The following is an 18,643-nucleotide window of genomic DNA, read 5'->3' on the forward strand; positions in this document are numbered from 1 at the left end:
AAATCCTTTACGGGATTTGCTTTTATACTTTTCATCCGCACTGAAGGATCAGCGTTTATGCCGCAATTATTAAAGAAAAAATTAAGAAAAGTTTAATATTGCCTTCTGTAACAAAACCAGAATTTAAATAACTTACCTAATAAATATAATCCTTAAATGAAAAAATTAGCACTGAGTGCAGGAATACTGGCCGCTTTCTGGGCCCATGCACAATCTGTAAAGACCACCATCGACCTGGTGAATGTAAAGGACGACAAAGTGGCTGTAACCATGGAGTTTCCTGCCATGAAATCCGGTGATGTAAAATTCCATTTTCCCAAAACGGTTCCGGGAACATATTCGGAAGATGATTACGGAAGATTTATAGAAGGGATTAAATTTTATGACCGTAAGGGAAAGGAGCTTGCCTATACCAAAGTCAACGATAATACCTATGCCCTGAAAAATGCCCAAGGCCTGAGCAAAGTTACCTACCTTGTGAATGACAGTTTTGATGATGAAATGGATACCTCCAAGCATAAAGCGGTTTTCTCACCTTCCGGAACAGACATTGAGGAAGGTAAAGTATATCTGATCAACACTCATGGGTTCATCGGATATATTGACAATATGCAGGATGTACCCTATCAGCTCGTGATTCAGAAGCCTTCAGATTTTTACGGAACCACGGCATTGGTTGATCAGGATCAGTCTGATGCTACCGATACCTACACACTGGCCAACTACGCGAAAGTAACAGATTCTCCGCTTATGTACACCAAGCCTGATTATATCACTTTCAATGCAGGAGGAATGGATCTCGTTCTGGGGGTTTATTCACCTTCAGGAACATATAAAGCGGCAGATTTCAAAGACAACCTGGAAAAAATGGTGGTAGCACAGAAAAAATTCCTGGGCGATATGAATACCAATAAAAAGTATGCGATCATGTTGTATCTGGCAGGCCCGCAAGGTCCGCAGATCAAAGGCTTCGGAGCCTTGGAACATCATGAATCCACCAGCGTCGTATTGCCGGAAATGATGCCGAAAGATATGATTGACAAAACGCTTACCGATGTTGTTTCCCACGAGTTTTTCCATACAGTGAATCCGCTGAAGACCCATTCTGAGGAAATCCATTATTTTGATTATGCCAATCCTAAGATGTCCCAGCACCTCTGGATGTATGAAGGGGGAACGGAATATTTTGCCAACCTGTTCCAGATCCAGGAGGGGCTGATCGATAAAAATGAGTTTTTGAAAAGGATGAATGAGAAGATCACAAACTCTAAAAATTATGATGATACGATGCCGTTTACGGTCATGAGTAAAAATGTCCTTAAAGAGCCTTATAAAGACCAGTACAGGAATGTATATGAGAAAGGGACGCTCCTGGCCATGTGCATGGATATTGAGCTCAGGAAACTTTCCAACGGCGAAATGGGCTACCGCGACATGATCCGTAAATTATCCCAACGGTTCGGGGAAAACAAACCTTTCAAAGATGACAAGCTGATCGATGAGCTGGTAACCATTACCGGTTATCCCCAGATAAAGGATTTTTATAACAAATATATTGCAGGCAGCCAGCCAACGCCTTACCAGCAATACCTCAGCATGGTAGGTGTGGAAGTGAAAAAGCAGGAGACGCCGCCGGTATTCTGGTTCATCAAAGATCCTAATCAGACCGGTTACAATGAAAAGAACAAGACCTTTATATTCGATGAGAATTCACCGCTTTCTCCTTTTTCAAAGAGTATAGGGTTCAGGATTACGGATGAGGTCCTTGCCCTGGACGGTAAAACCGTGAATATCCAGAACGTGCAGGATTTCATCAATTATTCCAAGACCATCAAAGAAGGCCAGCCTGTGACGGTAACCGTTTTGAGAAAGAACGGGGATAAAATGGATAAGATCGAGCTGAAAGGAAAAGCAATACTGGATAAACTGACTATAGAAACCCTTGAGTGGAAGGCTAATCCTAGTCCGGAAGAACAAAAGCTGCGCGATCAGTGGCTTACCGGTAAGAAATAACCACACCATACCAACGGTTGTTATAAACAAAAAGCAGGGAAATGAATCCCTGCTTTTCTGTTTTGCTTATGATTTTCTGATGGTAATCCTGAAGGTTGTTCCCTTTCCCACTTCCGTATGGGCAATCTTGATATCACCGTTGTGGTATTCCTGTACTACTCTTTTCGCCAGTGAAAGGCCTAGTCCCCATCCTCTCTTTTTGGTGGAGTATCCTGGTTTGAAGGCATTGGCCGCCTGTCTTTTGGTCATGCCGCTTCCTGTATCTTTCACTTCAACCAGAATGTTTTTATTCTTCTCAAATACAGACATGGTTAATGTTCCATCTCCTTTCATGGCATCCACTGCATTTTTAACCAGGTTTTCAATCACCCAGCTCATGAGGATCTTATTATGGGGCACCTGGATGTCGTCAGGCGGAAGCTGAAGGCTGAAATTAACCTTTCGCGAAATCCGCGTTTTGAGGTAATTGTAATTGTCCTGTATTGTTGTATTGAAATCGGTGTCATTAAGCTCTGGTACGGAACCGATTTTGGAAAACCTTTCCGAGATGGTCCTGAGTCTTTCAATATCTTTTTCGATTTCATAGACGCCCTCAGAATCCGGATGTTCAAGTTTCATGATTTCGATCCATCCGATCATGGAAGACAGAGGAGTTCCAATCTGGTGTGCGGTTTCTTTGGCAAGGCCCGCCCAAAGATATCCTTCATCGGTCTTTTTAATCGTCCTGAGGAACCAGAAAGAGAAAAGGAAATAACTCAATATGAAAAAACCCAGGATATACGGGGAATACCTCAAGTTGTTCAGCAGCCTGGAGTTATCGTAATAGACAAATTGGTTATTCTGGTTCGGGAATTTCAGTTCAATAGGCGGATAATGCTGGGCCATCTGTTTGGCCAGCAGGATAATTTCCCGGGAATTATTTTCTATTTCCCTGGGGATATTTTTAGAATCAATAATCTGGTCCTCCTTATCTAGGATGATGACCGGAATTGTGGTATTTGAACTGTAAATCTGAAGGATCAGCGACTGGATTTCCAGGCTTGGTGTGGTTACCTCCTGTTGGAATTTGAGGGCGCTTACCAGGATATCCACCCTTTTGATCTCTTCTTTTCTGAGGAAATTGAAGAGAATGGTTGAGGCGATAACAATGGTAAGAACAATCAGGGTCATCAGGGAAAAGATGATCCAGTTATTCAATCTCGCTAAAATGGATTTTCTCAAAACACTTCTATTTTAATGCATTCAGGATCTTCTGCAGCTCTGTACTGCCACTGCCCTGGTAATTATTGATGATAATGGAAAACACGTACTTCCTGCCGTCACTTGCGGTCTGATAGCCTGCATAGGATTTGGTATCGCGCATGGTCCCGCTTTTCATTTTCATCCCGTTATCCTGAACCGGGAAACCATCATAATAGACTTCAAACCATGGCTGTTTCCTTGCATACAACAGGGCCTGCACTTCCGCTTTGGCAGAAACGTAGTTTTGGGGAGACAAGCCGCTGCCATCCGCAAAATTGATCATATTGCCGTTGATCCCTTTAGACCTCCAGAATTCCTTTAGGTAGGCTACGCCACTTTTAAAAGAAGAGTTTCCGGTCTTTTCTTTTGCCAGAGTCTTGAGCAGGGTCTCTCCATACAGATTGATGCTTTTACGCAGGAACCAATAGATGATATTTTTTAAAGGTGGGGATTTATACGTCAGAACAGTTTGTTTTTTTACATCAGACGGCAGTTTTTCTCCATCCGCCTGCATCCTTGAAACGGTTTTTACTTTACCTGAATATTCTATTCCTGCTTCCTGAAGCCACTGCCTGATCTCTGCTCCTAACTGGAGCGGAGGATCCGGTGTTGCTCCTGATACGGTGACCGTCTTTGCGGCGGGCAATGTCCCGTTGATCAGTGCCACATCGGAATGCGGTGCGGTAAAAATAAGGCTGTGGTCCGAATTCCCGTCAGCCTTCAGGTCGTTAAGCCATTTAACCCCTTCAAGCGGGTAAGAAAAACTTTTGAATTCGGTTCCTTTGATGTTGATGTCAAACTGGTTTTCGCGCCAGTTGATTCCCCATACACCTGCACCGTAATAATTTCCAAGGTCATCCCACGGCCAGCCGCCCGGAATGGTCTGATGATCGAAATAAGAATCATCGATGATCAGGTCACCGGTAATTTTCCTGATTCCGGAACTGTTTAGGGCCTCGATCAGCTTTTTCTTAAAGTTTTCGGATTTATAGCCATCATACCGCCAGCTGCCTAAGGTTGGATCTCCGTTGGAAGCCACAAACAGGTTTCCGTTAAGCACCTGACCGGCAACATTTCCCGAATGGCTTACGGTCGTTGTATACGTATAATTGCTTCCCAATATTTCCAGCGCTGCCGCTGCTGTAAAGATCTTCTGTGTGGAAGCGGTTGAAAGGCCTCTGTTCCCATTGTATTCATATATTTTGTTCCCGCTGTCATCAGAGACATAGAATGAGAGCCCGGATGCAACTGCTGCCGGAGAATCCATCAGGCTCATGGTAGCTTTCTCAAGCCTCTGTGCGGTATCCTGGCCAAAAACAAAAGGTGCGGAACATATCAGGAATATCAAAGTCTTTCTCATGGAAATTTTTCAGATTAAATTACGCTTTCACCCAAATGTAATAAAAAATTAGAAAGATACCGTTCAGGATAAGCATCAATACCTATGACTACAGAGTTTAAATTGATAGAAGACTTACAGTTCACTACCTGGTCCTATTTCATACGGTTCTTTTCCGGGCTCGAAAATCCGGGTCAGCTCACTTCCTTCAACCCTGATTCTATCTCCTTTCTTCCTGATCCAGTTGCCTTCACGCAATCCAATTACTTTAAGGTCATTTTGCGTAAGGAATTCCCGTATTCTTGTTTCACGCGTCTCACCGTTATGCTTTAATCCAGGATCCGGATCCAGATAATGAGGGTTGAGGTTAAAGGGAACTAGCCCCATACATTCAAAGCTCGGCGGATATACAATCGGCATATCATTCGTTGTCTTCATGTTCTGCCCTCCGATATTGCTTCCGGCACTGCAGCCCAGATAGGGTTTTCCCTGTTGTACATTTTCCCTGAGCAGTGTCATCAGGCCTTCTTCATGAAGCGTTTTCACCAGCAGAAACGTATTTCCGCCACCGGTAAAAAATGCCTGGGCATCATTAACCGCCTGCTTCATATCCTCAAATTCATGCACTCCCTTTACTTTGATGCCAAGGGTTTCAAAAAACATCCTTGCTTTCTCTGTATACCCATCATGGGAGATTCCGCCCGGCCTGGCAAACGGAATGAACACCAGTTCATCGATTCCGCTGTATAAATCAATCAATTCTTCCCTTAAGTATTCCAGATAAGATCCCCCGAACAAAGTAGAGGTTGATGCCAGTATAATATTCATATGGTATAATTCATTTAGGTCATCACAAAGATAATGAGGATCAACACGAATCAAAAATTAATATAAAAAAATATGTTAACCCGTTAATATTTTCCAAAAAAACTTAAAGGTTCTAAATTTATTTTTTTTAATCGAATTTTTATTGGCTACCTTTAATCAAGTTTTAAAAATATAGGAATTATGAAAATGAATAGAATGAACAGCAAAAACCTTTTATTAGGACTCATGCTTGCCGGGGGCGCATTTTTTGCGCAGGCACAGAATACCCAGACAGACACTGCAGCTACAGCCAACACCACTACCGCTGTACAGCAGACTCAGGCTAATGCCGGAGTCGAAGATCTGAAAAAGAAAATTGAAGCCAATCCAAAAGATGTTGAATCCATGGCGAAATTAGCCACAGCATACCAGGAAGCTTCAGACTGGACGAACGCCATCGATACCTGGAAAAAGATTTCAGCCATTTTACCTGACTGGGCGCCTTCATATTATAGCCAGGCTTATGCATACCAGTCTGCCAAGGACGATGCCAATGCAAAAATAGCTTATGAAAAGTATATTGCTACGGTAAAGCCCGAGGAAGTGGAACAGAATAAGAAAAATTTAGCTTATGCTTATTTTTACCTGGCCTTCACTGAACAGCAGAGTAACAAAGACAAGGCTAAAGAACATATTGCCAAGTCCCTGCAATATGATCCTTCCAACCAGGACGCCTTAAAGCTCAGTAAAGCTTTAAATTCATAATAAAAGATCCGGAAATTTCCGGATCTTTTTGTTTTTAAGACCGTATTTTTTGATCGCGCAAGTGAAGCTCTGGTAATAGTAAACTTTTTATTCCGGATTTATCCTGAAAATTAAGATTAAACGTTAAGCAAATTAATTTCCCACTCAGCAAGGAATGTTTATCTTTGCACCAATAAATCTAATAGAACAAATGAAATTTTTTATTGACACTGCTAATTTAGAACAAATCAGAGAAGCTAAAGACCTTGGAATTCTTGATGGGGTAACTACTAACCCGTCGCTTATGGCTAAAGAAGGGATTCAGGGTGCTGAAGCCATTAAAAATCATTATAAAGCAATCTGCGAGATCGTAGACGGTGATATTTCTGCCGAAGTGCTTTCCACAACCTATGAAGAAATGATCAAGGAAGGTGACGAACTTGCTGCCATCCACCCGAATATTGTTGTAAAAATCCCGATGATCAAAGACGGGATCAAAGCATTGAAATATTTCTCTGATAAAGGTATCAAAACCAACTGTACATTGATTTTCTCTCCGGGACAGGCACTTCTTGCCGCCAAAGCAGGAGCTACTTATGTTTCTCCGTTCCTGGGAAGACTGGATGATATCTCTACCGACGGATTGAACCTGATCCAGGAAATCCGACTTATTTTTGACAACTATATGTATGAAACGGAAATTTTAGCCGCTTCTATCCGTCATGCCATGCACATTATCGATTGTGCGAAGATTGGTGCGGACGTGATCACTTCACCGCTGCCTCCGATCTTGAGCCTGCTGAAGCATCCTTTAACAGACAACGGATTAGCCCAGTTTATTGCGGATTCACAGAAACTGGCTTAATATACATTTACCATAAAAAAGAATCCGGCGAAACGAAGTTTCGCCGGATTCTTTTTTATGGTTCGATCATCTTTACTATCCTACAGGGATTCCCTACTGCAACGGCATTATCAGGAACATCCTTAGTAACGACACTTCCTGCGCCTATTACGGCATTGTTACCTATGGTAATGCCCGGAAGTACAACAACATTCCCTCCGAACCAGACATTATGCCCTACTCTGATCGGACGGGCATATTCAAGGCCTTCGTTACGCTGTTTGGCATCCAGAGGATGACCGGCTGTATAGAAGCTGCAGTTGGGGCCTATAAATGCATTGTCCCCGAAACTGACTTCAGCACAATCCAGAATCACCAGATTATGATTGGCATAAAAATTTTCGCCGAGCCGGATGTTGTAGCCATAGTCGCACCAAAAGGAAGGCTCAATGCAGATATTGTTTTTTGAATTGGGGATGATCTTTTTGATCAGCCTATTGCGGTTGTCCGTATCCGTATTCTTCAGCTGGTTGTATTCCAGGCAGAGGTCTTTGCATTCCATACGTTCTTGAATGAGTTCCGGGTCATAATTCGCATTGTATAGCAACCCTTGTGCACACTTTTCTTTTTCCGTCATGATAAGGTGTTCAATATTAATGTGATGTTTGTGCCTAAAGATAAAAAAACAGGCGGAAATGATCCGCCTGCTGTATATTAAATACCTGTATCAACGATACAAATCCGGTTCTATAGGATTATTATCCTTGGCCAGCCTCTCTTTGGTACTCTTCTCCATGGCCCGCAATACCTGATTGGGGTCGGAAATTTCTTTTCCGCTGGCGTCTTTGAATTTGAACGTCATTTTCATATCACCATTACCGGCCATCATCTGCCTCATATTTTTTGAAGGATCATTCACATAGGCTTTCCAGACTTTTCTGAACTGGTCTTCCGTAACCTCGATTTCTTTGCCGCCCACTCCAAGCATGACCATTCCGGAAGGAAGCTTGAATTCGGCGTCCGATGAAGGGTTTGCTATTTTCTTATTCCCAACCAGTGTCATGATATGGGAGCCTGTCGTATCCTCAATCTTTACGATCAGTCCCGGAAGCCCGTAAAACTTGTACGGACCGTCCTGGAACGGAATGTCTGCAGTGAACCAGGCAATCCAGTCTCTCCCGCCATAGGATGTCGTAGCCTTTTGCGCCATATATTCTCCTATTTTCTGCTTGTCCGGAAGAATTTTCCATACGGGTTTCTGATCTTCTTTCACTTTATACTTGTCTGTAGAAATTTTGGTAGACAGGTAAGTCCTGAAATCGGGATAGTCCTTGACTACCTTATAATTTATCTGGCCCGGTTTATCATTCCTGTTGATTTGAATGTTTCCCGATCCTGATTTAGTCTGTTTTTCAACATCAGCGACAATGGTAGAATCTGAGATAAATTTGTCATAGCTGTAATAGCTGGAGCCTTTGGGAGTGATGTCAAGCAGCATCATTTCTTTTTTCACATCATCTTTATTATTGGCATCGGGAATGAACTTGTATTCGTAAAAGAAACGATTGGTTTGTGCCTGGATAAGCATTCCCCATACGATGAAAAGCAGAACGGTGTTTTTCATGATGATATTGATTAGTTGTTTTTATTTTTAGTTTCAATCCTGATTTCGGAATTCACCTTACCGTCGTCTGTCTTTTTATTAACTCTCACCGCTTTGATAATCACCGGATCCAAAGCATCCATTTCTTTTTTAGTGACTTCAGTATCGTCTACATAAATTTTGAAATTGGCATCCTTATCAAACAAATTATTTTTGTTGGTACTTACAATTACCCTACTTCTGGGATTCTGAATGTTTCCCGTTCCGGTTATTATTTTAACATCCGGATTAGTGGTACCTGTACTATAGAAATAAGACAATCTGTTGCCGTCCAGTGATCTTTTTTCTGCTTCCAGCTTAGCTCTTTCGCCTTCAAGCTTGGCTCTTTTTTCTTCCAGTCTGGCCCTTTCCCTTTCAAGCTTGGCTCTTTTTCTAATTACAGTAGGTGATTCTTTTTTTCCGGATGGCGATATTCTGATCACGTTTTCCATATCCGGAGACCATCTCATGTCTTTTGTATCTTTGAAAGTGTATAATTTCACTTTGGGTATCTCACGCATACCAGAAGAATTAAGTTGTTGTAGAGGTTCAGGATAATCAAACTTTATTTCAGGCATTTCCGGCATTTCAATATTAAGTTCTTTAAGATGGTTTACTTCATCTTTCCATTCTTTTGATTTGAAATAGTCATTAATATTGATATCTTTTCCGTTCATTTTAATTACCATTGCCGATTTAAGATAATTTGGTGAACTGGCAATCTTTCCAAGCTCACCGGAAAGTTTACCCAGTTCTTCAAGATTTTTGTAGTACTCGTCTGTCTCAGGTTTCAGCTTTCGCAGATTTTCGGTTTTCTGCTTAATTCTTTTGCTTAAATCTGAAATTCTTTGATTATCATCCGATCTATTATATACTCTTGGAGTTGGTATGCTGTCTTTAACATCAGGAACAATCGTATCTTTTTTAACGGTGATGTGTTCTTCTTTTGCGATCTGTGCAACGGCTTTTTCTATTTCTTTATTAGTGGCCTTAATCTCCTGATTTTTGGCATTTACAAGATAGGCAAACGCCACTGTAAATACTACGGGTAGTGCTAAAATTCTATGCGCATATCCGAATTTGGTTTTAGGTTTCTGTAACATCTTTAATCTTTTTTTGAGGTTTGAACTGAGAAACGGACTGGCAGCCGGCCACTGGGTTCCGGAAAAGTGGCTGGCCAAAAGCATCTGCGCAAATGCTTTGGTGTCCGATTGCTTTACGGCCTTTTTATCGGCCAGATATTCATGTATTAAACTAAGTTCTTTCTTGATGATATGGAAAAACGGGTTGAACCAAAGCAGAGACGTGATCATTTCCATAAAGATTTTATCATATGAATGCTTCTGTTCTATATGAACCATTTCGTGCTTCAGTATTTGTCTTCCCACCTCTGAATTGAGGACAATGGTATCTTTCCAGAACAGACTTCTGAAATAGGAAAAAGGAGCTTCTGTAAGATTGGTATGGTAAAAGCTGATGCCTTTTTTACTTTCCTTCGGGAATGTTTTCTTAAACTGCCGTATTTTTAAGATTCCGTAGAGCAGCCTCACTGAAAAACAGAGAGAAACCAGGCCCAGAACTGAAAAAGCAATTCTAAAATAAATGTCGTCATTATTTATGGTTTTAGCGGTATTAAAATTACTGATCCTGTCCATCATCAGGTATAGATCATTGCTGACCTCTACGGTAAAGTCATCCACCTTAATGAAGGGAAGCAGTATGGACAAAACCGTTGCAGACAATAAGTAAAACCTGTTGTAATGATGGAAGGTCTTATCTTTTAAAGACAACCGATAGTACAAAAATGTTACACCGGAACATACAATCATTTTTATAAAGTACAGACTTACGGCTTCCATAATCAGTCTTTGTTTTTAAGTTCATTAAGGAGAAGTTCAAGATCTTCCACGGTCATTTCATTTTTCTCAACCAGGAAAGAGACGGCACTCTTATAAGATCCTTTGAAATAATTTTTAACCAGGCTTTTCATGGTTTTCCCGGAGTATTGTTCTTTTGAGATCAGCGGGAAATATTCATGTTGGCGCCCGTGCACCTGATAATCAACGAATTCTTTATCCTTCAGCACCTTAAGAATCGTAGATACGGTATTGGTATGCGGCTTAGGCTCAGGGAAAAGTTCAAGCAGGTCTTTCAGGAACCCTCTTTCAATCTTCCACAAATACTGCATTACCTGTTCTTCCGCTTTTGTCAATGTCTGAATTTTCATATCTCTTTTTTTAGTATGACTATGCCTTTCAGGCTATATCACTAATTAAATAGTTATACAAATGTATAAATAAATCTGATTCAAACAACTATTTTTTTAGTGATAAACAAATTTTTTAAATAATATATTGATTATCAAATAAATAAATTTCATTTATTTGAATTTATTTATGTTCGATGAAAGAGAGAATGCTCATTAGGCAGCAGCAAGCAACGTGTAATTTCTTTACAATATCAGATAATCCCGGACACAAACTGGTTTAATTTGAGTCCGGGATACAGTAATTCTTTCTATCAGTTGAATTGGTTTGAAACTGGACAGTACAATTATTAATGGTGAAAATTCCCAGGATGTACTTTTGTCAGTGTCTCTGTACTCTGAAAAAGGCAATGGCAGATCCTAATTTCCATTTCAGCGATATGCTGCTTAATGGTAATTCTCAGTCTTTACCTGCATAATTCAAATGGGCATCACCATGGTAAAGGAGCCTTATCTCCATTTTTATTTTCTGCATAATATATAGAAGGCAGGAAGTGTGATAGATAAGTAAATTCAGTATAACAGTGCTCCATCAATCCAAAACCTATATCTTCATGCAGGGGTGCTGTAGTATCGGCTGCTATTGCTCCCAAATAAAAGTGACTTCTCAACGTACACCCAAAAGGTGTGTCTCTGGCTACATGAAACATGAAGCCATCTTCAGGGTCACCATTGTCATCCAGTGGCGTGTCTTTTCCAAATCCGATTCTTGCATAAATTACGGCACCCACATGTGCTGTATCATAAGCTTCCTCTAGCAAAGCAGGATTAAAAACTTCTGCCGGATCATGGAATTTTATCGTGGCAGGTACAGGTGCGATCTCTCCTAATGCTTCTGTAGCATGGATCGTAGCGCCAATATAGTTTTTATTTTTTACCCATTGGCTATCCCAACCACTGTGCAGGATGTGATCATGAGGATGCCACCATTTCAAATGTTGAGTTGTTTCGAAGAAAGTGAACCACCAGTCGAGCATTTTACTTTTACAGCCATGGAGATCCGTTCTCATAGAAATCTGGAGCATCCCGTTTTCCATCCTCTTTATACCGGCTTCCAGTCTTAAAGGTTTAGGGGATAAGAGCTTGTCTATATCCGAAAATAATACCTGTTGTTGTTCTTTAGTAAGTTTCATATTATCTTTGATTAATTATTGTTTATCAAAGGTAACAGAAGTGCCCTGCTAAAAAACTTAACCTTGGTTAAGGTTTCTAAGAAGATTTTTGGTGGCTCTGCTTAAGTATTCTGCTGTACGCTTCTGGTGTAATTCCTAAAAACTGAGCAATATATTTATAGGGAACCTTTTTAGCAATATCAGGATAATGTGTTCTGATAAATTCAATCATTTCACTCTTGCCATATAGCAGCTTCATATCGGTTATCAAAATATCTTCAGCAATGATCTCAAGAACAGTATTTCTAAGTATTTTACCCAGGCTGATACCATTATTGTAATACCTCATAAAATCTGATCCGGCTATTGAAATGATCGTACACGGGGTAATGCTTACAATTTGATATCTGGATACCGTATGGTGAAGTAAACTGTCAAAGTTTGTACAGAGGTTGCCCGGTTGAAAAAATCTGCCGATCACTTTTTTTTCGTTTATTGTAAATTCTGAAGCCAATACACCTTCGGCAACAAATATCACATCGCTGTAGCGGAAATCTCTTTTTAAAATAATTTCATTCTTTCTGAAAGATTTCAGAACGGAGTGATCCAGTAAATCTTTCCACTCTGCATCCTGAAGGAATTCTTTAAGATTAAATATTGTACACAGATGATCTTCAATAGTTTTATTTTTCATTAAATAATTTACAGATATTATGTGAATCTAATATAAAGATAGAAAAGACCTGAATATCTATGGCCGTTATTCCCAAGATTTCAGAAACAAAAAGTGCTGAAGCTATGTTAATCCTATGAGGAATAATGCAGTTTAAAATCAAACAATACATATCATATATTCATCATTTTTACAATAATGAATACATTCATTATAAATTTGTTAAAATTTATTAAATAAATATGAAATGAATTTGTCTAAAGTGGGAAAATATATTTATTTTAGTGCTTTAAAAATTTCTCATGAAAAGATATAATTTACTGATTGTACTGTTACTGCTTATTTTCAACATCACTAATGCCCAAAAGAAAAATACTCCTGCCGCTGATCTCAGCGTAGTAAAGGAAACCAAAACGAAGATCGAAAATACGGTTCCTCTGGTGATCGGACACCTGCAGGCCATAGCAACCAAAGAAGGAGACAATAATATCCTTACCAACGGTAAAACAGCTCTGGGAAAGGAATACGCTAAACTGGAATCTGAATGGATGCTGTATAGAGGAAATATGAACAACTGTATCCTTAATAATTCTTCGAAAAAAGCAAAGAAGTGCATGGAGTACCACACTCAGTATCTTAGAAATACTTTTATCAACTACAAGAATTACATCACTTACCTTACCAAGAAGAACGGTTATCTAGGTGTAGAAGGTGATACCAAGATTGATTTTAATCCTTCTGAAATTACTACTAAGCTGAGCGAAGCCTATTTCAATGCCAATGATGCAGTAGGCAGGATGAAAGGAAGCCAGAAAAAAGAATTCCTGGGACAGACCCTTTCACAGGACAACAACCTAAGACCTTATGCTGAAATTGCCCAATAAGCCATTCTAAGTAAAAAATACAGACCGCCTCTTCAGGCGGTTTTTTCTTTTTAAGAGGTAACCTCTTGGCACAGAAGATGAACAGTATGGTATATTAATCTTTAAAATACACTACAATGAGCAATCTGAAAAAAGGAGACATGGTAAGATGGAATTCCAGCAATGGTGAAACGCATGGTAGAATCACCGCCGTCCATAAAAAGGACTTTATCTTTATGAACAGACAGAGACGCGCTTCCGAAGATGAACCGCAGTATGAAGTAATGAGTGAAAAAACCGGTAAGTCGGCCGTCCACAAAGCATCAGCACTTAAGAAAATGTAAAAATTGCCACGATATTGTGGCAATTGTATTTTACAGGGATATTATCCTATTTGATTTTATCATAAATGAGTTTGGTGACAACTGCCCCGAAAAGATAATAAGCAACTGTCATTACTTTTTTCTCTGTAGTCTCAGCGACAGGAGTGTCATCCAGTCCCATTTTTTTCGGTAATGCTACCGCACCAATCCCGGCCAGCAGTCCTGATGCAATATTAAAACCGCTGGTTGCTGTAGTCGCATAATAAATTCCGTTACTAATGACATCTCCTGCCAGGGTAGCCGCGTACAGCTGATCATGATTTGTTATTTTCATGTCTGCTTTGTCCAATGCCTTATTGAGGGCTTCTTCTCCCACTTTATTCACTTCCGGAACATTATTGAAATTCTTTCTGATGGTTTCATGCAGCAGGTTGAGTGCAATAGCACCTCCTAAACCTGCAAGTATTTTCTTATACATAAACTGTGATTTGGTTGTCGATTATTTATATGGTATGCCAATTACAGATCCTGACCTGTTGCTACCCAATGCTCTGCTTTATCATATTCGTGTTTATCGTACCCTCTAAACTCCCCGATCATTACCTTACTGACCATATCAGTAAACTTCTGTATGCTCTCTTCATCAGTGACAATTGCGCAACGGTTCCATTTGGTGATATTTTTGATTCCCAGCCAGGCATCATTCATCCAGGCAGCAAAGGTGAAATTTTTAAGAGGTGTATCAAGTTTTAAAAGATAGTTCAATTCACCTTCCTGTTCTATTTTCTCATCAATGATTTTGATCACGCCGTCAAAATCTTCCTTTGTAATTTCGCCGGATGCTTCAAATGCGGCGATATTCCTCGGTGCTGTGGCGATGGGTTGTAACATATGATCTTTTCAACTTAACTGCATAAACTGCGCCATAAATTATACGCTTACCCCATCAAAAATCATTAAAACCAACTCAATATTATCCTTTATATATTTATTTTAAACTTAAAATCAATAGAATGCACTAAAATATTTAACTATGATCATAGATTTCTGATCAGATTAAAATGAAGTCGATTCGAATGACTAAATTTATTGTATTCCCAAACCTTGTCAGGGTTTGGAATCCTGACAAGGTTGTATGTTAACTCAACATCAGTAACTGATTTTAGTGAATAGGTTAAAAAATCAGGTCGATTTCTGTAAGTAACAGAATACCATTCGGGTATACAGCAAATAAAAATCCGGTATGACACTGCCATACCGGATTTACTTTAGTAGCGGGAACCGGACTCGAACCGATGACCTTCGGGTTATGAGCCCGACGAGCTACCTACTGCTCCATCCCGCGGTATATTTTAGAACGCTTACCGAAAGCGTTAACTTAGTAGCGGGGACACGACTCGAACGTGCGACCTCCGGGTTATGAGCCCGACGAGCTACCTACTGCTCTACCCCGCGGTGTATTTTTAAAAACGTTACCACAAACGTTTACTTAGTAGCGGGAACCGGACTCGAACCGATGACCTTCGGGTTATGAGCCCGACGAGCTACCTACTGCTCCATCCCGCGATATTGGATTGCAAATATACGACATTTTTTTAATATTCCTAATTTTTCTTGTAAATAAAGGGCTTTTATGAAAACTATGGGATTATTCGTATCTTTGTGATATGGCAAAAGTATTGAAAATTTATCCGGACAATCCACAGGAAAAGCTTATCAACGAAGTTATTACCACCCTGAATAATGGCGGGCTGATTATTTATCCGTCTGACACTGTTTATGCCTTGGGATGTAATATTTTTGACATTAGAGCAATGGAAAAGCTTGCACAGATCAAGAAAATTAAGCTTGATAAGGCTCAGTTCTCCATTATTTGTAATGATCTGAGCCATCTGTCAGATTTTACCCGTCCTATCGAAACTTCGGTTTTCCGTTTTCTGAAAAGCCACCTTCCGGGCCCGTTCACATTTATCCTTGAGGCTAACAAGAGCCTCCCATTGGCCTATAAAAACCATAAGACCATCGGTATCCGTGTGCCGGACCACCCGATTCCCCAGCTTATCGTAGAAAAACTGGGCCACCCTATTGCCTCTACCTCAATCAAAGATGATGACGAGATCATCGAATATTCTACAGATCCCGAGCTGATTGCCGAGAAATACGAACATCTGGTGGATATCGTCATCGATTCCGGTTATGGCGATAATGTAGCTTCCACTATTGTAGACCTTACTTCCGGTGAACCAGAAATCATAAGACAGGGTAAAGGCCAGATTTAATTTCCAACTCAAGCAGCATATTTGAAATACTGAATTACTCAAGCTGCTAATTAGATTCAGATTATTTAACAATGAAAATTATAACATCGCCTGCCAAATTAATGAATACGGAGTACTCTTCAGCACTGCTGAAGCCTACAACACCCCGTTTTATTGAAAAGGCAGAACAGATACAGTCTCATCTTCGTGAGAAGTCCCCGAAATACCTTTCTGAGCTGATGGAAATCTCTTCCAAGCTGGCAGATGAAAACTGGGAAAGGAACCAGAAATGGAAAGCCAAACCTTCCGCTAAAGAGTCTGCTCCGGCTTTATATGCATTTACCGGTGAAGTCTACAGAGGCCTTGACGCCAAATCCCTGGATCAAAATGCTGTGGATTACCTGCAGAAAAATTACCGCATCCTTTCAGGACTGTACGGATTGCTGAAACCTTCCGATAAAGTGATGCTGTACCGGCTGGAAATGGGAAGGCCGTTCGGCTTTGAATCGTATAAAAATTTATATGAGATCTGGACGGAAACCGTCACGGCTCAGCTGAATTCAGAAATGAAGAAAGGTGAATTCCTGCTGAACCTGGCAAGCAACGAGTATGGCAAAGTCGTTAACCGTAAAATGCTCGCCCATCCTGTGGTTGATGTTGAATTTTACCAGTTGAAGGATGGCAAGCCTAAAACTATCGTCGTATACACCAAACATGCGCGCGGAATGGTGGCGCGGTTCTGTGCAGAAACCAATGCCAAAACGCTGAATGATGTTAAAGCCTTTAATGAGGAAGGCTACCTGATCGATGAGGAAAAGTCAAACGACAATAAACTGGTTTTTGTGCGATAGATCCATGACGATTGCAGATTTTAAGAATTATTTTAAGGCTGAACTGAGTGAACAGTATTCGGACTCTGAGATGAAGTTCCTGTGTTCTGTTTTTATCCAAAAGAAAGTTGGCTTCAATCCTTATCTTCAGAGAAAGTTTGCCGATCAGGAATTGCTGATTTCAGACCAGGAAGAATTGCTTGATGCTGTGGCCGGATTAAAGTCCGGGCGTCCTTATCAGCATGTACTCGGGGAAACGGAATTTTTCGGAATGACCTTTTCAGTAAATGAGCATGTCCTTATTCCACGTCCTGAAACAGAAGAACTGCTGGAACTCGCTGTAAAGTCCATCAGCAAATCATCCCTCAGCCTACAGGGAATGAAAATCCTCGATATCGGGACAGGAAGCGGAGTTATTCCCCTGGTCCTGAAAAAACACTTTCCTGAAGCAGACGTAAGCTCAATTGATTTTTCCAGAGAAGCCCTAGAAACCGCAAAAAAAAACGCTTTGTATCATAAGCTGGATATCAACTTTATCCATGCGGATTACCTTAATTCTGAGCTGAGCCAGAACTTTGATATCATTATTTCCAATCCGCCCTATATCGGGATTGATGAAAGGGATGAAATTAATGATTCGGTGAAAGGTTTTGAGCCTGAAATGGCCCTTTTCTCCCCTACTTCCGACGCACTGATCTTTTACAGAAAGATTGCTAGGGACTCCGTACAATACCTGAACCCGAACGGTCTTCTCTTTTTAGAAATCAACCAGAAACTGGGGCCGGAAACCCTTGGCTTATATACGGACCACTTTGCTGATGCCCAGCTCATCAAAGATCTGTCAGGAAACGACAGGTTTATTGTTGGGATCAGATAAAGAAAACCTTTAATTTATATTCAAAAGACAATTGAAGACCAGGTAGACATCGAAAATCGGATTCGTTTTGAGTTCAGATTCTATGCCTAGCTTTACAGTATTTTTTCGTTTTCAAGGATTTTTGGATCAAAAAATGTTGTACAATTTGTTTTGCAAACAAAGATTTCAAGGCAAAATTTGCACACATAATTATTTTATGACGGACAGTACTGTCTTTCGTTCCCTTTTTATTTATCTATTTCTCATCTTTTACAGGCACTCATTTCTATTCCGCTGTGCTATCATTTTTTTCCTTAAATTCCAACCTTCAATGTTTTTCTTACACATGAAATTGTATGCAAATTGAACAATAAATATGCATACAAACCGCAATTCATAATTCCCTTCTCTTAGATTTTAATATTTAGTTTTGATCCCATCAGCGCTGATCATCGTAAGGTTGTATCCGTATGTGCGCAATACTGTACAACCTTAAATCCCAATGCCGGGGTTTGTACGGCAACGCATTTTATTTATAACAAAAAATTTACAAGATGAAAAAGTTAACAGGGATGAAGAATAATTTTTCTTCATTAGAAAACAAGAGATTACAAAATCTGAACAAGATTCTAGGAGGGCAAGTAGATGGTGGAGCTACAGCTATTAATTATGTAGAAACTAATAAAGGAGATTGTCCAGATAAAGAAACATGGAAAGATCATAAATTAGTAAATACTTTAATAGTTGGAGATTGCTAAACGATAATTGCAAAAGGGAATATATTTCTCTTTTGCAATTTTTTAAAACATTTACAGCATATGAAACCAACTA

At 40.1% G+C, this 18,643-nt stretch carries 20 protein-coding genes and 3 tRNA genes; 9 read left to right on the top strand and 14 right to left on the bottom strand.

What is annotated here, in order from left to right; translation table 11 throughout:
- Window positions 1–156: 156 nt before the first annotated feature.
- On the top strand, window positions 157–2,013 hold the full coding sequence (locus tag QE404_RS07695; RefSeq protein WP_307448818.1) for a M61 family metallopeptidase: 1,857 nt from the start codon (window positions 157–159) through the stop codon (window positions 2,011–2,013).
- Between the two features lie 66 nt (window positions 2,014–2,079).
- Here the strand turns inward: QE404_RS07695 and QE404_RS07700 are convergent, their stop codons facing one another.
- From QE404_RS07700 to pepE, 3 genes are all read right to left on the bottom strand, one after another.
- Complete coding sequence (locus QE404_RS07700) at window positions 2,080–3,234, bottom strand: sensor histidine kinase (RefSeq protein ID WP_307448821.1); 1,155 nt, start codon at window positions 3,232–3,234, stop codon at window positions 2,080–2,082.
- A 7-nt stretch (window positions 3,235–3,241) separates the two neighbouring features.
- Window positions 3,242–4,615 carry a D-alanyl-D-alanine carboxypeptidase/D-alanyl-D-alanine endopeptidase gene (dacB, locus tag QE404_RS07705; RefSeq protein ID WP_307448824.1) on the bottom strand — a complete coding sequence of 458 codons (1,374 nt, stop codon included), beginning with the start codon at window positions 4,613–4,615 and terminating at the stop codon, window positions 3,242–3,244.
- Window positions 4,616–4,729: 114 nt separating this feature from the next.
- Window positions 4,730–5,422, bottom strand: a complete 693-nt coding sequence (gene pepE / locus QE404_RS07710) for a dipeptidase PepE (protein WP_307448827.1) — start codon at window positions 5,420–5,422, stop codon at window positions 4,730–4,732.
- A gap of 180 nt (window positions 5,423–5,602) precedes the next feature.
- Here pepE and QE404_RS07715 point away from each other — a divergent pair, with 180 nt between their 5' ends.
- Window positions 5,603–6,166 carry a tetratricopeptide repeat protein gene (locus tag QE404_RS07715; protein WP_307448830.1) on the top strand — a complete coding sequence of 188 codons (564 nt, stop codon included), beginning with the start codon at window positions 5,603–5,605 and terminating at the stop codon, window positions 6,164–6,166.
- 190 nt (window positions 6,167–6,356) lie between these two features.
- The gene (fsa, locus tag QE404_RS07720; RefSeq protein WP_307448834.1) at window positions 6,357–7,010 is read left to right on the top strand and encodes a fructose-6-phosphate aldolase; all 654 of its coding nucleotides are present in this window, start codon (window positions 6,357–6,359) and stop codon (window positions 7,008–7,010) included.
- A gap of 55 nt (window positions 7,011–7,065) precedes the next feature.
- On the opposite strand, the gene QE404_RS07725 is transcribed toward fsa, so the two are convergent.
- The 6 genes from QE404_RS07725 to QE404_RS07750 all read right to left on the bottom strand — a co-directional run bounded on the left by QE404_RS07725 (window position 7,066) and on the right by QE404_RS07750 (window position 12,703).
- Window positions 7,066–7,626 (bottom strand): sugar O-acetyltransferase, encoded by a 561-nt coding sequence (locus QE404_RS07725; protein ID WP_307448837.1) that lies wholly within the window; start codon window positions 7,624–7,626, stop codon window positions 7,066–7,068.
- Window positions 7,627–7,716: 90 nt separating this feature from the next.
- Entirely contained in the window at window positions 7,717–8,613 is an 897-nt protein-coding gene (locus QE404_RS07730; RefSeq protein ID WP_307448840.1) for a GLPGLI family protein, read from the bottom strand.
- A gap of 11 nt (window positions 8,614–8,624) precedes the next feature.
- Window positions 8,625–10,490, bottom strand: a complete 1,866-nt coding sequence (locus QE404_RS07735; protein WP_307448844.1) for a M56 family metallopeptidase — start codon at window positions 10,488–10,490, stop codon at window positions 8,625–8,627.
- A gap of 2 nt (window positions 10,491–10,492) precedes the next feature.
- Complete coding sequence (locus QE404_RS07740) at window positions 10,493–10,858, bottom strand: BlaI/MecI/CopY family transcriptional regulator (protein WP_307448847.1); 366 nt, start codon at window positions 10,856–10,858, stop codon at window positions 10,493–10,495.
- 470 nt (window positions 10,859–11,328) lie between these two features.
- The gene (locus QE404_RS07745; protein ID WP_307448850.1) at window positions 11,329–12,030 is read right to left on the bottom strand and encodes a DAPG hydrolase family protein; all 702 of its coding nucleotides are present in this window, start codon (window positions 12,028–12,030) and stop codon (window positions 11,329–11,331) included.
- A 76-nt stretch (window positions 12,031–12,106) separates the two neighbouring features.
- Complete coding sequence (locus QE404_RS07750; RefSeq protein WP_307448852.1) at window positions 12,107–12,703, bottom strand: Crp/Fnr family transcriptional regulator; 597 nt, start codon at window positions 12,701–12,703, stop codon at window positions 12,107–12,109.
- A gap of 281 nt (window positions 12,704–12,984) precedes the next feature.
- Here QE404_RS07750 and QE404_RS07755 point away from each other — a divergent pair, with 281 nt between their 5' ends.
- Window positions 12,985–13,566, top strand: a complete 582-nt coding sequence (locus tag QE404_RS07755; protein WP_307448854.1) for a hypothetical protein — start codon at window positions 12,985–12,987, stop codon at window positions 13,564–13,566.
- Window positions 13,567–13,682: 116 nt separating this feature from the next.
- Window positions 13,683–13,889: a hypervirulence associated TUDOR domain-containing protein gene (locus QE404_RS07760; protein ID WP_307453805.1), complete on the top strand. Its 207-nt coding sequence runs from the start codon at window positions 13,683–13,685 to the stop codon at window positions 13,887–13,889.
- A 46-nt stretch (window positions 13,890–13,935) separates the two neighbouring features.
- Here QE404_RS07760 and QE404_RS07765 read toward each other — a convergent pair whose 3' ends face one another.
- The 5 genes from QE404_RS07765 to QE404_RS07785 all read right to left on the bottom strand — a co-directional run bounded on the left by QE404_RS07765 (window position 13,936) and on the right by QE404_RS07785 (window position 15,434).
- Window positions 13,936–14,346 (bottom strand): hypothetical protein, encoded by a 411-nt coding sequence (locus QE404_RS07765; protein ID WP_307448860.1) that lies wholly within the window; start codon window positions 14,344–14,346, stop codon window positions 13,936–13,938.
- Between the two features lie 41 nt (window positions 14,347–14,387).
- On the bottom strand, window positions 14,388–14,759 hold the full coding sequence (locus QE404_RS07770; protein ID WP_307448863.1) for a SpoIIAA family protein: 372 nt from the start codon (window positions 14,757–14,759) through the stop codon (window positions 14,388–14,390).
- Between the two features lie 381 nt (window positions 14,760–15,140).
- Window positions 15,141–15,213 (bottom strand) — tRNA-Met (locus QE404_RS07775).
- A 37-nt stretch (window positions 15,214–15,250) separates the two neighbouring features.
- Window positions 15,251–15,323: transfer RNA gene (locus tag QE404_RS07780), tRNA-Met, on the bottom strand.
- Window positions 15,324–15,361: 38 nt separating this feature from the next.
- Window positions 15,362–15,434 (bottom strand) — tRNA-Met (locus QE404_RS07785).
- A 101-nt stretch (window positions 15,435–15,535) separates the two neighbouring features.
- On the opposite strand from QE404_RS07785, the gene QE404_RS07790 reads away from it, so the two are divergent.
- The 4 genes from QE404_RS07790 (at window position 15,536) to QE404_RS07805 (ending at window position 18,570) form a co-directional block, all read left to right on the top strand.
- Window positions 15,536–16,147 (top strand): L-threonylcarbamoyladenylate synthase, encoded by a 612-nt coding sequence (locus tag QE404_RS07790; RefSeq protein ID WP_307448865.1) that lies wholly within the window; start codon window positions 15,536–15,538, stop codon window positions 16,145–16,147.
- 71 nt (window positions 16,148–16,218) lie between these two features.
- On the top strand, window positions 16,219–16,977 hold the full coding sequence (gene yaaA, locus QE404_RS07795; protein WP_307448868.1) for a peroxide stress protein YaaA: 759 nt from the start codon (window positions 16,219–16,221) through the stop codon (window positions 16,975–16,977).
- 4 nt (window positions 16,978–16,981) lie between these two features.
- Window positions 16,982–17,833, top strand: a complete 852-nt coding sequence (gene prmC / locus QE404_RS07800; protein WP_307453375.1) for a peptide chain release factor N(5)-glutamine methyltransferase — start codon at window positions 16,982–16,984, stop codon at window positions 17,831–17,833.
- 533 nt (window positions 17,834–18,366) lie between these two features.
- On the top strand, window positions 18,367–18,570 hold the full coding sequence (locus QE404_RS07805; RefSeq protein ID WP_307448870.1) for a TIGR04139 family peptide modification target: 204 nt from the start codon (window positions 18,367–18,369) through the stop codon (window positions 18,568–18,570).
- Window positions 18,571–18,643: the final 73 nt, after the last annotated feature.

Origin of the sequence: Chryseobacterium camelliae, assembly GCF_030818575.1 — a bacterium.
GTDB classification, from domain to species: domain Bacteria; phylum Bacteroidota; class Bacteroidia; order Flavobacteriales; family Weeksellaceae; genus Chryseobacterium; species Chryseobacterium camelliae_A.

Excerpts from the sequence above, each read along its gene's own strand:
- yaaA (WP_307448868.1), top strand. The coding sequence starts at position 16,219 with ATGAAAATTATAACATCGCCTGCCAAATTAATGAATACGGAGTACTCT.
- QE404_RS07735 (WP_307448844.1), bottom strand. The coding sequence starts at position 10,490 with ATGGAAGCCGTAAGTCTGTACTTTATAAAAATGATTGTATGTTCCGGT.
- fsa (WP_307448834.1), top strand. The coding sequence starts at position 6,357 with ATGAAATTTTTTATTGACACTGCTAATTTAGAACAAATCAGAGAAGCT.
- QE404_RS07740 (WP_307448847.1), bottom strand. The coding sequence starts at position 10,858 with ATGAAAATTCAGACATTGACAAAAGCGGAAGAACAGGTAATGCAGTAT.
- QE404_RS07730 (WP_307448840.1), bottom strand. The coding sequence starts at position 8,613 with ATGAAAAACACCGTTCTGCTTTTCATCGTATGGGGAATGCTTATCCAG.
- QE404_RS07725 (WP_307448837.1), bottom strand. The coding sequence starts at position 7,626 with ATGACGGAAAAAGAAAAGTGTGCACAAGGGTTGCTATACAATGCGAAT.
- QE404_RS07805 (WP_307448870.1), top strand. The coding sequence starts at position 18,367 with ATGAAAAAGTTAACAGGGATGAAGAATAATTTTTCTTCATTAGAAAAC.
- QE404_RS07755 (WP_307448854.1), top strand. The coding sequence starts at position 12,985 with ATGAAAAGATATAATTTACTGATTGTACTGTTACTGCTTATTTTCAAC.
- pepE (WP_307448827.1), bottom strand. The coding sequence starts at position 5,422 with ATGAATATTATACTGGCATCAACCTCTACTTTGTTCGGGGGATCTTAT.
- QE404_RS07770 (WP_307448863.1), bottom strand. The coding sequence starts at position 14,759 with ATGTTACAACCCATCGCCACAGCACCGAGGAATATCGCCGCATTTGAA.
- QE404_RS07715 (WP_307448830.1), top strand. The coding sequence starts at position 5,603 with ATGAAAATGAATAGAATGAACAGCAAAAACCTTTTATTAGGACTCATG.
- QE404_RS07695 (WP_307448818.1), top strand. The coding sequence starts at position 157 with ATGAAAAAATTAGCACTGAGTGCAGGAATACTGGCCGCTTTCTGGGCC.
- QE404_RS07760 (WP_307453805.1), top strand. The coding sequence starts at position 13,683 with ATGAGCAATCTGAAAAAAGGAGACATGGTAAGATGGAATTCCAGCAAT.
- QE404_RS07745 (WP_307448850.1), bottom strand. The coding sequence starts at position 12,030 with ATGAAACTTACTAAAGAACAACAACAGGTATTATTTTCGGATATAGAC.
- dacB (WP_307448824.1), bottom strand. The coding sequence starts at position 4,615 with ATGAGAAAGACTTTGATATTCCTGATATGTTCCGCACCTTTTGTTTTT.
- QE404_RS07790 (WP_307448865.1), top strand. The coding sequence starts at position 15,536 with ATGGCAAAAGTATTGAAAATTTATCCGGACAATCCACAGGAAAAGCTT.
- QE404_RS07750 (WP_307448852.1), bottom strand. The coding sequence starts at position 12,703 with ATGAAAAATAAAACTATTGAAGATCATCTGTGTACAATATTTAATCTT.
- QE404_RS07765 (WP_307448860.1), bottom strand. The coding sequence starts at position 14,346 with ATGTATAAGAAAATACTTGCAGGTTTAGGAGGTGCTATTGCACTCAAC.
- prmC (WP_307453375.1), top strand. The coding sequence starts at position 16,982 with ATGACGATTGCAGATTTTAAGAATTATTTTAAGGCTGAACTGAGTGAA.